18 protein-coding genes and 1 pseudogene are annotated in these 13,854 nt (G+C 38.2%); 6 read left to right on the forward strand and 13 right to left on the reverse strand.

Annotated features, from left to right (window positions below; genetic code table 11):
* Positions 1–64: 64 nt before the first annotated feature.
* From ISX45_RS12520 to ISX45_RS12530, 3 genes are all read right to left on the reverse strand, one after another.
* Positions 65–400 (reverse strand): hydrolase, encoded by a 336-nt coding sequence (locus ISX45_RS12520; RefSeq protein WP_181554794.1) that lies wholly within the window; start codon positions 398–400, stop codon positions 65–67.
* Between the two features lie 76 nt (positions 401–476).
* Positions 477–824, reverse strand: a complete 348-nt coding sequence (locus ISX45_RS12525) for a phage holin family protein (protein ID WP_220129389.1) — start codon at positions 822–824, stop codon at positions 477–479.
* Positions 825–999: 175 nt separating this feature from the next.
* On the reverse strand, positions 1,000–1,449 hold the full coding sequence (locus ISX45_RS12530) for a Dps family protein (protein ID WP_181554796.1): 450 nt from the start codon (positions 1,447–1,449) through the stop codon (positions 1,000–1,002).
* A 268-nt stretch (positions 1,450–1,717) separates the two neighbouring features.
* On the opposite strand from ISX45_RS12530, the gene ytzI reads away from it, so the two are divergent.
* The gene (ytzI, locus tag ISX45_RS12535) at positions 1,718–1,888 is read left to right on the forward strand and encodes a YtzI protein (protein ID WP_181554797.1); all 171 of its coding nucleotides are present in this window, start codon (positions 1,718–1,720) and stop codon (positions 1,886–1,888) included.
* Between the two features lie 33 nt (positions 1,889–1,921).
* On the opposite strand, the gene ISX45_RS12540 is transcribed toward ytzI, so the two are convergent.
* The 3 genes from ISX45_RS12540 to ISX45_RS12550 all read right to left on the reverse strand — a co-directional run bounded on the left by ISX45_RS12540 (position 1,922) and on the right by ISX45_RS12550 (position 4,529).
* A complete protein-coding gene (locus ISX45_RS12540; RefSeq protein ID WP_194519113.1) occupies positions 1,922–2,767 on the reverse strand; it encodes a TIGR03943 family putative permease subunit in 846 nt (281 codons plus the stop codon).
* A 14-nt stretch (positions 2,768–2,781) separates the two neighbouring features.
* Positions 2,782–3,777 carry a permease gene (locus tag ISX45_RS12545; protein ID WP_228485545.1) on the reverse strand — a complete coding sequence of 332 codons (996 nt, stop codon included), beginning with the start codon at positions 3,775–3,777 and terminating at the stop codon, positions 2,782–2,784.
* Between the two features lie 278 nt (positions 3,778–4,055).
* Positions 4,056–4,529, reverse strand: coding sequence for an S-ribosylhomocysteine lyase (locus ISX45_RS12550; protein WP_181537650.1), 474 nt, complete (start codon positions 4,527–4,529; stop codon positions 4,056–4,058).
* A 160-nt stretch (positions 4,530–4,689) separates the two neighbouring features.
* Between ISX45_RS12550 and yidD the strand changes: the two genes are divergently transcribed.
* Positions 4,690–4,923 (forward strand): membrane protein insertion efficiency factor YidD, encoded by a 234-nt coding sequence (yidD, locus tag ISX45_RS12555; protein ID WP_181554799.1) that lies wholly within the window; start codon positions 4,690–4,692, stop codon positions 4,921–4,923.
* A 1-nt stretch (position 4,924) separates the two neighbouring features.
* Here yidD and ISX45_RS12560 read toward each other — a convergent pair whose 3' ends face one another.
* Positions 4,925–5,488: a beta-class carbonic anhydrase gene (locus ISX45_RS12560; protein ID WP_181554800.1), complete on the reverse strand. Its 564-nt coding sequence runs from the start codon at positions 5,486–5,488 to the stop codon at positions 4,925–4,927.
* 130 nt (positions 5,489–5,618) lie between these two features.
* Here ISX45_RS12560 and ISX45_RS12565 point away from each other — a divergent pair, with 130 nt between their 5' ends.
* Entirely contained in the window at positions 5,619–6,803 is a 1,185-nt protein-coding gene (locus ISX45_RS12565; protein WP_194519114.1) for a GTP-binding protein, read from the forward strand.
* 87 nt (positions 6,804–6,890) lie between these two features.
* Positions 6,891–7,850, forward strand: a complete 960-nt coding sequence (locus tag ISX45_RS12570) for a metal ABC transporter substrate-binding protein (RefSeq protein ID WP_181554802.1) — start codon at positions 6,891–6,893, stop codon at positions 7,848–7,850.
* A 496-nt stretch (positions 7,851–8,346) separates the two neighbouring features.
* Here ISX45_RS12570 and ISX45_RS12575 read toward each other — a convergent pair whose 3' ends face one another.
* From ISX45_RS12575 to ISX45_RS12600, 6 genes and pseudogenes are all read right to left on the reverse strand, one after another.
* Positions 8,347–8,718, reverse strand: a complete 372-nt coding sequence (locus ISX45_RS12575) for a hypothetical protein (protein WP_194519115.1) — start codon at positions 8,716–8,718, stop codon at positions 8,347–8,349.
* 151 nt (positions 8,719–8,869) lie between these two features.
* Positions 8,870–9,397 carry an AAA family ATPase gene (locus tag ISX45_RS12580; RefSeq protein WP_194519116.1) on the reverse strand — a complete coding sequence of 176 codons (528 nt, stop codon included), beginning with the start codon at positions 9,395–9,397 and terminating at the stop codon, positions 8,870–8,872.
* Between the two features lie 529 nt (positions 9,398–9,926).
* Positions 9,927–10,136: pseudogene (locus ISX45_RS12585) on the reverse strand ((2Fe-2S) ferredoxin domain-containing protein); the annotation flags it as partial.
* 67 nt (positions 10,137–10,203) lie between these two features.
* A complete protein-coding gene (locus tag ISX45_RS12590) occupies positions 10,204–10,455 on the reverse strand; it encodes a type B 50S ribosomal protein L31 (RefSeq protein ID WP_181554806.1) in 252 nt (83 codons plus the stop codon).
* 467 nt (positions 10,456–10,922) lie between these two features.
* Positions 10,923–11,132 carry a class I SAM-dependent methyltransferase gene (locus ISX45_RS20295; protein ID WP_194519118.1) on the reverse strand — a complete coding sequence of 70 codons (210 nt, stop codon included), beginning with the start codon at positions 11,130–11,132 and terminating at the stop codon, positions 10,923–10,925.
* Positions 11,068–11,226 carry a hypothetical protein gene (locus ISX45_RS12600; RefSeq protein ID WP_181554808.1) on the reverse strand — a complete coding sequence of 53 codons (159 nt, stop codon included), beginning with the start codon at positions 11,224–11,226 and terminating at the stop codon, positions 11,068–11,070. Before ISX45_RS12600 ends, ISX45_RS20295 begins: the two co-directional genes overlap by 65 nt.
* A gap of 163 nt (positions 11,227–11,389) precedes the next feature.
* Here ISX45_RS12600 and ISX45_RS12605 point away from each other — a divergent pair, with 163 nt between their 5' ends.
* Together ISX45_RS12605 and ISX45_RS12610 are read left to right on the forward strand one after the other, a co-directional pair.
* Entirely contained in the window at positions 11,390–12,739 is a 1,350-nt protein-coding gene (locus tag ISX45_RS12605) for a cytochrome ubiquinol oxidase subunit I (protein ID WP_194519119.1), read from the forward strand.
* Positions 12,740–12,756: 17 nt separating this feature from the next.
* Entirely contained in the window at positions 12,757–13,797 is a 1,041-nt protein-coding gene (locus tag ISX45_RS12610) for a cytochrome d ubiquinol oxidase subunit II (protein ID WP_194519120.1), read from the forward strand.
* Positions 13,798–13,854 lie beyond the last annotated feature (57 nt).

A 13,854-nucleotide genomic window follows, 5' to 3' on the forward strand; every position in this document is an offset into this window, starting at 1 on the left:
CCTCATCTTGATTGTGCTATTATTTATTTCTTTATTATACAAAAAAGCCACCGAAACCGGTGACTTATTGTTCCATCTTTTCCTCCTGAATAAACCCGAGAGAACGAACATGCTGTTTCGCTTCCTCATTGCCAAGCTTATAAATCAGCTGATAAATTTTTTTCAATGTCTCATCGTAGGCGTCATTTTCACGGTCATAATGATATTGGACATACGGAACGTGTGAACGCCAGAACGCTTGCCAATCGGTTGAATAGTTTTGATCAAAATATTCACGCAACTGAATGATTTCCTCATCGGTCGCTTCAATTTGAAAATCCCACGGAGAAGCTGTTCTCAATTGAGAAATCTCACCTGTTGCCATTGACACATAATACGTTTTTCTCTTTTGTTCCACCACACTTGTCATCTCCTTCTCATCGCCTTGTTTATTGATTAGTGTGGGTGAACATACAGAAATTATGCTTACAAATTTACTAAGGGCGTTCCCGCAACAATTCAATAACTTTTGCAAGAAATTCAGGAATCGGAACCCCTGCGCGCCCTGCGTTTTCAATGATGGAAATGAATTCATTGAGTATATAGAAAAAAATCGTTGCATCACGAATAAAATGGTTATTCCAGCCGATCGCCATATCAAGTAAATGAGACACACCCACTAATATAAAAATAATCAATTTGCGTGCAATGCCTCGGAATCCAACTGCGCTCGATAATTTTCCTTCTATCGCACTGGCGATAACCCCTGTTATATAATCAATGACTACGAAGCAAATGAGGATAATTACTAATAAATCCAAGCTTCCGAACATCGATACCACCATTGAGCCAAGCAAGGATACTCCGAGCACAGTAGGGTATTTATGCACACTTCTCCCCTTCCTTCTGAGGTTGATGATATATTTTATGTAAAAAGAAACTGGGGAGTATAGACATTTTTCCACGCAATAAAAAAACAATCACCCTCGCTATGAAAGGAGAGTGATTGTTTTTTATTCATTATTTTCCAAGAAACGATTTCAACATCCATACATGTTTTTCTAAACTTTGATGAATTCCTAACAACATATCTCCTGTCGTTTCATCGCCAACTTCATCCGCTACTTGCATACCCTCTTTGAGTTCTTGAATCATTATCTCAAAGTCATTTACGAGCGTACCAACCATTTCTTCTGCCGTTTCCTGTCCGGTCGCTTCTTTCACAGAAGCCTTTTCCAAGCATTCTTTCATCGTAGCGACAGGAGCTCCTCCCAACGCAAGAAGACGCTCAGCTAACTCATCAATATGTAGTGCCGCCTCGTTGTACAGTTGTTCGAATTTTTCGTGCAATGTGAAAAACTGCGAACCTTTGACAAACCAATGATAATTATGCAGCTTAATGTACAAAACGCTCCAATTGGCAATTTGTTTATTCACGATTTCCGTTAATTGTTTTGCTTCTGTTTTCATACAATCCCCTCCTACTTTATATGTTTATCCCTCTTTTTGTTCCCTAAAACATCCCTTTTTATGCATTATAAACTATTTGCGTGAGTTCGGTAAAGTCCGCTTCGCATGTACAACCCTTAACGAAAACTTGGCTACATATTGTATTTGCTTTTCCACGCCGTTTTCGTTTTATTCATCATCTTGTAACATAGCTCATTGATTGCTCTACGTTTTCCGTCCTATTATGGTAATATAAAAACATATACAACGAAGGGGGACATAAAGCACTGTGTATACCGTTTTGATTATTTCGCTTATTATCGTCGCTCTTGTTTTAGCATTAAGCGTGGCGACAACTTCAAAAGCCTACCAGTACAAACATACTGTTGATCCGCTCGAGAACAATCCTTATGTGCAAAGTGAAAAAGCCGATAATCAAGAAAATGGCGCAAATCAATAAAACGAAAACATGTCTTTTAGTCATGAATCATAATTACAGAGCAGTGTCGTGAATGTAAGGTTCATTTGGCTGCTTGACTTTTTTCACGGTTTTAATTTTTATGCAAGGAAGAATATTTCCTTTATAGTTCGTTTTATCGATAATCCCCGTCACTTTTACCCATTCATCATTATTAAGCTGCTTAAGTTGCTCCCCGCTCGCTAACATCCCATAGACAGAAGCATCGGCAACGCAGCATGTAACGACGAACCTGGCAATCACAGCTTTCTCTTTTACAAAGTCGGGCTCGCGATATACAAACCCTACAAGTTCAATTTCTTTACCGGTAAACCGTTTTACATTGTTATGAATAATTTCTAAAATTGCCAAGTAGTTTTCGTTCGTAAACACTACCTTCTTAGTAGATGTCAATGCTTCTGTCAGTTGCTTCTTGTTCATGCTTTTTTCTATCGGATTTTTTTCCGTTTCATTTTGAGACAATTCTGTTAAATATTGCGTTCCATCATCAGAAGATACATTATTTTCAGGCTGTCTTCCGATTTGCACACCTCGCTTAGCAGCGACCGAACTGTCAAGCACTTGACTGGAGAACATCAATCCTGTGATGACCGGAACGATAAATAAGACGGAAACAATAAGTGATTGAAAAGGATGTTTCTTCTCATGATGACCGCATTCGCAATAAACGGCATTCTCTTTATGATCACTTCGCCAAATTTGGATAATGCCGAGAATAAACAATACGCTCATCGCAAAATAAATAAACGGAAACATCTTTGGTGCAATCAATTGCTGAATTTGTCCGGTTACGATTAATTTAAACATTAATAAGGCAAAGCCCAATAAAAGAACTCCCCGCAAAAAAAGATTATTGCTCATTCATTGTCACCCCCTTACAATGACACAAAAATGGTTTGATACAACAAAATGACAAAATAAACCGCACATGTAAGAACAAGTATAAAAGCAACAACAAATCTCGCTCGGAAATAGGCGAACAACATCATCGTGTTTTTCAAGTCAAGCATGGCACCATAAACAAGAAAGGCTAAAATCGCTCCTGCGGAAAAAGCATGTCCAAACGAAGCAGCAACAAAAGCATCTGCTTCTGAACAGAGTGATAACATATAAGCGAAGCCCATCATTACTAGAGGAGAGACAAGCTCATTTGTCCCGATTTGCAAAAGTTCATTTCTGTTAAGAAACGTTTGCAGCAAACTTGTGAAAAACGCGCCAATCAGCAAATATTTGCCCGTATCAAAAAATTCGTCGCTTGCATGATATAATGTTTCCTTCCATTTATTCGTTGTATGTACATGCTCATGCGAGGAAGAAATCTTTGTTTTGAGGGGATTTTTTTGTTGAAAAAGACGATACATGATCAATCCAACTAAAACGGCGACTAAAAAGGCAAGCCCGATGCGGGCAAAAGCAATTTCATTTTTTTGCTGAAACGCATAGTAAGTGGAAGCAAAGACAACAGGGTTTATAATCGGTGCACTGATTAAAAAGGTCATGCCAGCTGCCGGTGGCATTCCTTTTTTAATCAACCTTCTCACAATTGGAATAATCGCGCATTCACAGACTGGGAAAATGATGCCGAAAAAAGCAGCGGAGACAATCGCCACATATGGATTTTTCGGAAGCCAGCGCCGCAGCGTATCTTCTGAAATAAACGTTTGAATGATGGCAGAAACAAAAACGCCAACTAAGATAAACGGAATCGCTTCTAAAATAATGCTTAAAAACATCGTATTAACAATCGCCCACTCTTTTGGCAGCGTAAATTTTATGTTGCTCATTCCGTAAAAAAAGAATAAATACAAAAATAGCAATAGAAGAACAAACGCAAAAAAATCATTTGCCGCATTAGAAATCGCTCTTTTCACACACTCTCTCCTCCATTAGTGTTTTTCCCATTCATTTCATAAATTTTTAGATATAAATCGTAATGTTTCCTATTCCCATATATATAGGTTGTCCGAGAAAATATGACTAAAAATAAGTAAAGGCGTACTCAATAGAATAGATCAAAAATGAAAGGAGCAACGTTTTGTCACATGTCTAACAAAACGTTGCTTCTCATATACATATATATAGATGCAACAAAAAGTAAATTTTCTTCTCAAACAAACAGAGGCTACCCTGTGGGTAGCCTCTGTTTTTCTTAACCAAATACTTTCTTTAATTCCTCTTTATCTTGCTCTAACCAGAAACGCATAAGACGTTTAGCGCCTTCTAAGTCATGAAGTTTTGCTTGACCGCATTGTCTTTCCGTTGCCGCCGGAACTTCTGTTGCATTTAATGCGTCTTTCATCGTATCTTCAAGCAAATCGATAATTTCATCCACTGTAGGAGAACCGCTTACGACTAAGTAATAACCTGTTTGGCATCCCATTGGAGAAATATCAATAATATCAAAGTGATCATATTTTTCCGCATGCTTGCGAATATTGAACGCGAGCAAATGCTCGAGCGTATGAATCGCATCCGGCTTCATCGCTTGTTTATTTGGCTGGCAAAAACGAATATCAAATTTATTCACAACGCCATCGCTGCCCACTTTATGAACACCGCAGTGTCTAACATATGGCGCTTTTACCGCGCAATGGTCTAGTTCAAAGCTTTCTACTGAAGGCATATTATCACTCCTAAAATCATTTTCTGGTTATTATCATACACTGAAATCCGATTTTTTTCATCTATCTTGTATGAATTGTTAAAATGCAACAAATGTGATGTCTGTCTCTCATTTATGATACATTGTTTATAGTATATTTTATTTATTGGATGTGGTGCGAATGTTAAAAAAATTATTTATCGCTCTCATACGCTTTTACCAAATTTTTATTTCTCCGTTAAAACCACCAACATGCCGATTTTATCCAACCTGCTCTCATTATGGACTAGAAGCGGTGAAACGATTCGGCGCTATCAAAGGGGGATGGCTGACAATCAAACGCATTTTAAAATGCCATCCGTTTCATCCAGGCGGGTTTGATCCCGTTCCTGAAAAGGTGGAAAAACGGAAATAAATTATTGTTCGTATCCATTAACAACTAAATCTAATCTCCCTGTATGCGGGTCAATAATTAATCCGTGCACAGGGACATTTGGCGGTAAAAGCGGGTGATTTTTTAACATATTCACGCTATGTTTTACGCTCTCTTCTACAGAGTCAAAGCCTTTCAACCAATTTTCAAGATCAACACCTGAGTATTTTAACATCTCAAGTCTCTCTTTAGGAATGCCTCTTGCGACCATTTTCTCCAGCATCGCTTCCGCTTTAATTGCTCCCATACCGCAATCATAATGGCCAATTACACAGACTTCATCAGCCTTTAATTCATAAATAGCAACAAGCAAGCTGCGCATAATACTGCCAAACGGATGAGAAAGAATGGCCCCCGCTGTCTTTACAATCTTTACATCCCCATTTTTCACGTTCATTGCCTGCGGCAAGAGCTCCACAAGTCTTGTATCCATACATGTTAAAATAACAAGCCGTTTATCAGGATATTTTGTTGTTTCATATTTCTTATATTCTCTATTCTCAACAAACTTTTTATTGTATTCAAGAATTTCTGTTAGCAGATTCATTGTTCCTCTCCTCCTAGAACTTGCTTTAAAAATAATATAGCATAGCTGTTGTCATTTTCCTAATTTTCTTGTATGATTGATACTATTAAATCGTAATAATTACGATTTATAAAGAGAGGAGGAAACTAAAATGAACAAAATTCCTATTACTGTATTAAGCGGTTATTTAGGCTCTGGAAAAACAACATTATTAAATCACATATTACACAATCGTGAAGGAAAGAAAATCGCTGTCATTGTTAACGATATGAGCGAGGTAAACATTGATGCGGAGCTCGTTAAACAAGGCGGTTTTTCCCGCACGGAAGAAAAACTCGTGCAAATACAAAACGGCTGTATTTGTTGTACATTGCGCGATGATTTAATGAAAGAAGTTGAAAGATTAGTTGATGCCGGCGGGATTGATTACATTGTCATCGAATCTTCAGGAATTAGTGAGCCAATTCCAGTAGCACAAACATTTACATACATTGACGAAAATCTAGGAATTGACTTAACAAAAAAATGTCGCTTGGATACGATGGTAACCGTAGTCGACGCCAACCGCTTTTGGGCTGATTTTGCATCAGGCGAAAGCTTGCTTGATCGAAAACAAGCTGTTGATGAAACGGATACACGTGAAGTAGCGGACTTGCTGATTGATCAAATCGAATTTGCCAATGTGATTTTACTAAATAAAGTCGACCTTATTCGTCCTGAAGAGGCGAAAGAACTTGAATGCGTGTTAAAAAAGCTCAACCCGGAAGCGAAAATTATACAAACGACATTCGGTCAAGTACCACTGGACGAAATTTTAAATACCCATTTATTCGATTTTGAAAAAGCTAGTCAAGCTGCAGGCTGGATGAAAGAATTGAATGAAGAACATACTCCAGAAACAGAAGAGTATGGCATCTCTTCATTTGTTTATCGCAGAAGACGTCCGTTCCATCCAGAACGTTTCATGAATTGGCTCGAAAATTGGCCAGTTGAAGTTGTCCGCGCAAAAGGCTTTTTCTGGCTTGCTTCAAGAAATAACATGTGCTGTCTTTTATCACAAGCGGGAACATCCATCATGATTCAGGGAGCTGGTGAATGGGTCGCGGTTTATCCAGAAACGGAACGCCAACAAATTCTTAAAGAGGACCCTGAGTTGCTCGCTAAGTGGGATGAAACATATGGGGATCGCATGACGGAACTCGTCTTTATCGGTATCGACATGAATCTCCAAGAAATTGAAACGTCTTTAGATGAGTGTTTGCTGACAGAGGAGGAAATGAATCAAAATTGGGCAACATTTCTGGATCCGCTTCCTGAATTTACTGTTTCCCAATAAATGATTCTAGTTCTCAAATCGTAATTGTTACGATATAATAGCAAAGGAATTTGCTTGTCAAACCAATTATAGAGAAAGGGGCTTAACATGAAAACAAAAGCATTTATTTTATCCCTTTTACTTGTTGTCTCCGCTTTTTTGTATGGTTGCAATGCTGAAAACAATCAAGAACAGACAACGGAAAAAGCAAAAGATGTTTTAACGATTTATACAACCGTTTATCCATTGAAGGACTTTGCAGAGAAAATCGGAGGCAAATATGTAAAAGCACAAAGCGTATACCCTCCGGGAGTCGAAGCGCATACGTTTGAGCCAACAACAAAAACGATGAAAGACCTTGCTGATGCCGATGCATTCATTTATATCGGCCAAGGAATGGAAGGATTTGTCGATCAAACGACGAAAACATTAAAAAATGAAGATGTAAAATTAGTTGAGGCCGCGAAAGGAATCAAGTTTCTCGATTCCACTCACGAACATGACGTCGAAGCTGAAGACGAACACAACGATGAACATCATCACGGTGATAAAGATCCGCATGTTTGGCTAGACCCTGTGCTTTGCATTACGATTGCAGAAAATATTAAAAATGCGCTAGTAGAATTAAAACCGGAAGCAAAGGACACATTTGAGAAAAACTTCGCGTCCTTAAAACAACAATTAGAAGATCTTGACCAACAATTCCAAGCGGTAGTAAAAGAGTCACCGAAAAAAGAAATTCTCGTTTCCCATGCAGCCTACGGTTATTGGGAAAAAAGATATGGCATTGAACAATTAAGCGTTGCTGGTCTTTCACCGACAAACGAACCTTCGCAAAAAGAACTGGCGAACATTATTAAAACAGCCAAACAACATGACATTAAATATATTCTCTTTGAGCAAAACGTAACTCCGAAAGTAGCGGAAGTCGTTAAAAACGAAATTGGCGCAGAAGCTCTCCACCTCCATAACTTAGAAGCATTAACAAATGAAGATATTAAGAAAAATAAGGACTATATCACGATTATGAAAGAAAACTTGGAAGTGTTGAAAAAAGCATTACACTAAACCAGCCTATCACGATTAACTATACTATAATGATTAGAGGATAATATGTTCAATATAAGAGCATATATCCTCTTTTTTCATACATATTAGATTGAGAATGTAGATATTAAATAACTCTTAAAAGGGGAAAAACATAGCCCATAGCTGGTAGCGTAGCGAGGTCTCTAAAAAGACTTTAGATGGTGAAGACCTATGAGGGTGCAAGAGGTTCTTTTCGAGAATAACAGCAAAAGATGCCATGTTAGTGAATATATCTAGATTAAGGATTAAAAAATTCGAGATCAAAGCAAAACTTTTACTTTGTTAATATAGCTCTGTTAAATGTTCATGAGCAAAAAAGTCATTTACCCCAAAATGCAAAACACCGTTCAATTTTCGAACGGCGTTAAAAACATGAGTTGTTTAATTTTTGAATTCAATACCCCAATGTCCCAGAGAACAATAAAATCGTCTCTTCGTTAACTATCGCACCTTTAGTTGAATAATAGGACTTAACTCATTTTACATAAAAAGTTTCTTCATTTTTGTCATCCCACTTTATAGTAACTTTTATAGGTTCATCTTCCCTAGTTACTGCACACCCAGAACAAGAAGAGGATATTCGAATGGTTGCTCCTTTATGTATATCTTCCTTTCGAACAGTTTCGCCGTTACCGTCATTAATGACAATCTCTAGGTTCTTAAATTTAGTATCCTTTTCTCCATTTTTATAACCAAAAAGGTAATTTCCATCTTCCCTATTACCACTAATGTTTGCAGAGTATTCTCCTTTCCAGTTCTCACTTTCCCCGGAAAGAAAAATGTGTTTATCACTACATCCGACCAAAATTGAAACCAAAAGAATTACAAATAAGAAAGGTTCTTTCATTGTAACCTCCCATAAAGCTTTACTCTTATACTTACTTATTCTTTCTTAAACTAACTCACCTCGGTTAGTACAATAAAATGGCCTTACTTCTTCTTGAAGTAAAGGTTCCGTCAGCCATCCTTGAAGCGAGCTTCATCACAGATGATGGAAGTTAATTCATTCTTCCAAAGGAGGCAAAATATTTTTTAATCTCGGTGTTATCCTTTAGAATGATCAACTTGTCATTGTATTGGCTTAACATGTTTAATATTTCTGGTTTGCTTTCGTTCTCAAAATAATAATTCCACTCAAACATCTTCATAAATATTTTAAAAGTGGGTTTATAGTTTGCTTTTTCAAGCCCAATTTTTTGTAAAATAAATCTCTTTATAATTCTAAATGTCCTTTTAGAGTAGTCTGTATCTAAAAATATAATCAATTCTGCATTCTGAAAACTTGGAAGTACCCATTTATGATGAACACCTTCTACAATCCAAGCAGCAGAATGAATTATATGATTCAAACATTCGTCTCTTTCTTCTTCACTTCTTCTTATATCCCCAGATTTACACCTTTTCCAAACAACGTTATCTAATTCGTAGAACGGAATATTTAGCTTAGACGATAGAGTTCTTGCTAATGTTGTTTTCCCGCTTCCCACCGAGCCAATAATATGTATTTTATTTATATTACTTTTCATCGAGATCACCACTTAATAGATAATTTATATAATCCCTTTTCTGCATAAGTCCGATATTACCTTCTATCTTGTTCAACTAAACTGCTTCGTTAGCCACTCATGCATCACTTCGCGGCACCACAGATGAGGAAAGGTAATTCGTTCTTCCATGGAAGACAACCATGCCGCATTGATGCGGCACCATCAGAAGAATGAAAATACTAATTTTCAGGATCGTTCAATAAGAATCGACCATGTTCTTTAACAGAGCCTAATGTATAAGAAATAAAGTTTCTTCATAGCGTTTGACAAAAATAAAAGGTAAGCAAACATATTAAATATGACTTGCTTACCTTTAAGATTTTTAGGTCTTAATAATCCATTTAGTCTGTTTTTATTGTACATGTTTTCTTTTTCCGCTCACAGTACCTTCTGTTCTCTGGAATACTCCGTTCTTGTAATAATGAGAAACATGCTTATTGTAGACACGGCCATCTGCTAAGCCTCGAACGAGTTCTTTTGCTGTTTGTTCATCCATATTCTTGTACTATGTTCCATCTGGATAGACAATAACGACACAAGCATCTTGGCATCTCCCGTTACATCCTGTTCGCGTTGTGTGAATCAAATCATCAGCACCTTGCATGGAAATTTCATTGCGTATAGCTTGCGTCACTTCTTCTCCGCCGCTTCTCATGCAGCTCGAGCCATTGCAAATGAAAATATGATGCTTCATTTTCGAAAAATCCCATGTAGCCATCCTTCTCTCTCCCTCTATATACTTTAAGATAAAAAAAGCTGTTGAAACAACGTCAACAGCTTTTTCGTCATTTTTGTTTCATATTGTATTTTTGCATAAAACGTTCTGCACGGCCGCCGCGCTCAGCAAATTTTTGCTTACCTGTGTAGAACGGATGCGTATCAGAGCTTATTTCTACTTTGATAAGCGGATATGTATTCCCGTCTTCCCATTCGATGGTTTCATTCGACGTTTTTGTCGAACCGCTTAAAAATTTATAACCGCTGTTTACATCCATAAATACAACTTTTTGATAATTAGGGTGAATGCCCGGTTTCATTTTCTCGTGCTCCTCCTCAATCTCTATAATTAATCGTAATGATTACGATTTACCGAACAAATTTATTCTACATGAAATTCAAATCACCTGTCAACGCTTCTGACACACAAAAATCATCCGTGGTGACTCAGATTTCTTTTATGTTTGACCGCCATAGTCGCCAAAAACATGTAAAATATGAAAAACATACTTAGCAAACATCTCAGCCATTTTATACATTTTTACCTTTTCTTGATATGTCCTTTCGCCTTTGATGTCCTTCACAATAATGTTTTTATGACGACGTTTTTGTTGATTTTTCGATACTGCGTAATATCTAATCCTTCTCTTTGTTCACAGGAAAATAGAATTAAATTCTTCTTGAGATAGCCGGGATTCAAATGATCGAATGAAAAATGCCTCCTCTTTTTCATGCATTGCTTATATTGCGAATCACAAGTTCATTTTCCTCATCTTTATCAAAATAACTAAAACTTGCAAAAAAAGAGTAACAACATAACAAAATCTTCCCGACATCGAATATGATCCATCGGCTTGCTTTTGGCAATACGAAGCAATGTTTGCGACAAATCAACACCGACAACGTGTAGTCCTTTTTTGGCAAACCATCTGCTATGTCTTCCTTCGCCGTAACATAAGTCCAATAATTTTTTGTCGGGTGCAAAACCAATAATCAATTTTCTCTAGCTCTTCTACAGCGTGTTCATCATTCCAGTATTCATAAATTTTGACATAATCCTCTTGAAAATGCTGCTCATCCCCCTGTTGCACACTTGATCCTCCTTAAAAACTCAAATCATAATGGGTACGCTTTTGGAAAAGTATTTTAGCAAGCAATATACATCCTGTAATTTAGACTGCATTGAGAATATTTTTTAGAAAAATGTGGACAATAGGGATTAATCATCAAATTAAGGAAAGGAATGTCTTCTCAATGGATGATTTAGTCATCGCACGAAGCTTGTTCGGAACAACAATGGCGTTTCATATTATTTTTGCTACGCTCGGTGTGGGGATTCCACTTATGATTTTATTTGCCGAACTTCTTTATCAAAAAACGAAGGACCGCGACTATGCAGTAATGGCAAAACGGTGGACGAAGGGACTGGCTGTGTTGCTGGGAGTAGCCATCCCGTCTGGAACTATTGCCGGTGTCCAATTATCGCTGTTATGGCCCGGATTTATGGAAGTTATCGGGAAAGTGATGTCTCTTCCGTTTCAAATTGAAATTTATGCCTTTTTCATCGAAGCGCTATTTATGTCAATTTACGTATATGCAGCTGATCGCATTTCACCAGCTATGAGGATTTTGAGTGTTACACTTATTGCGATTGGCGCCAGCGCCTCTGCGATTTTAATTACAAACGTGCACGCGTTCGAAGGAACACCCGCAGGATTCCGGATTGAAAATGGGGAAATCGTCGACGTCGATCCTTGGGTTGCTTTTTTTAATCCAAGCTTTTTTGTCACCGCGGGGCATGTTGTGCTTTCCGCTTTTATGACGGGGGCATTCGTTCTTGCCTCGATCGCCGCCTATCACATGTTACGAACGAAACATCATGAAAGAGTATATCGATTTCATCGTAAAGCGTTAATGCTATCCTTAACTGTTGGTGGTATTTTCTCTTTGTTGACCGCGTTAAACGGTCACGAGTCTGCGCAGCTACTCCACAAATATCAACCAGAGAAACTAGCGGCTGCAGAAGGACTATTTGAGACACAGTCCCATGCTCCTCTTGCCATCGGCGGCTATACAGATCGAGAGACAGAGTCGGTCAAATGGGCGATTGAAATTCCATGGGCATTAAGTTTTTTAGCTGGCAACAGCTTTGATACGGTTGTCAGGGGGTTGAACGACTTTCCAAAGGAATGGTGGCCTCCTCTATTCGTTCATACATTATTTAATGCAATGGTCGGGATTGGATTTCTGCTCATCCTTCTTTCTATTATTGGTTTTGGATGGAATAAAATCATGAAACGGCCTACATTTCCGCACTGGCTAATGTGGTGTTTTATTGCAGCCGGCCCGCTTTCTGTACTCGGCATTGAGTTTGGATGGATTTTCGCTTGTACAGGAAGACAACCGTGGGTTATTTATCGGATGATGAAAACAGAAAATGCCGTGACGCAAACCGGAAACTTAGCCACATTATTTGTCCTTTTCGTTGCCGTTTATATCATCTTAAGCATTGCTGTCGTTCTCGTGTTACGCTATTACTTCCGCCGACATCCTGTGGCAAATGATTTAGAAGAAAAGCCGAATGAAGGCTCCCTTCAAATGTAGGAAGGAGAGAAAGATCAATGACAAACGAGCTTATTGCGATTACTTTAATATGGGGATTTATTTTCATCTATGCGGTAATGGCGACAATGGACTTTGGCGCTGGGTTTTGGTCGATGGTGTATATCAATCAAGAAAAAACAAAAGCTACCAACATCGCAAACCGTTATTTATCTCCGACATGGGAAGTCACAAATGTCTTTATCGTTGCGATTGTCGTCGCCCTTGTCAGCTTTTTTCCGGGGGCCACATTTTTATTAGGAACAGTATTGCTGGTCCCTGGCAGCATTATTTTGCTTCTTCTTGCGATTCGCAGTGCTTTTCTCGTGTTTGCTCATATTACAAAAGAGTATGAAAAAGCACTTACCTACATTTCTGGAATTACAGGCATTATTATTCCGGCACTACTCATTAGCGTATTGCCGATTACACATGGGGAATTTATCGAAATGAAAAACGGAACCCCGGCATTAAATATAAGTCGATTATTAACGAGTCCGCACGAGTACGCGTTTATCGGATTCGCGATTTCGAGTACGCTTTTTCTTTCTTCGTTATTGCTAGCGGATTATTCGAACGTCGCTGATGAGAACGATGCCTATCGTATTTATCGTCGCGATGCTCTTATCCTTGGACCAATATCATTGTTAATGGCACTGTTTATTATGCTTACGATGCAAAGAGAAACGACATGGTTGTATGAGAAAATGATGAATTACTTACCTTGGCTGATCGGCTCGGTACTTATGTTTTTTGTCGCTGGGATTGCCCTATTTTTACCATCAACAAAGCATAAAGAGATGCGTGGTCGTCCACGCCTTGCCGTTGTAGCGATTGTCATTCAATACTTTCTAGCGAGCTATGCATACGGAAAAGCGCATTTACCATATATGATCTACCCCGATGTCACGATTCAATCTGGGTTTACTCATCCAAATACATTTCGCGCTCTTTTTGCTTCTTATATCGTTGGATTCCTTATACTGTTTCCAGGTTTTGTGTATTTCTGGCGCTTATTTATGAAAGACCAACGTTATGTCCGACAAAAAAACGAAGGATAGAAAAAGCGGCTCCGTTTTCTTCGGAAACCGCTCTCTTAATTCGATTAGGCATGGTTG

This window comes from Thermaerobacillus caldiproteolyticus (genome assembly GCF_015326725.1).
Taxonomy (GTDB): Bacteria; Bacillota; Bacilli; order Bacillales; family Anoxybacillaceae; genus Thermaerobacillus; species Thermaerobacillus caldiproteolyticus.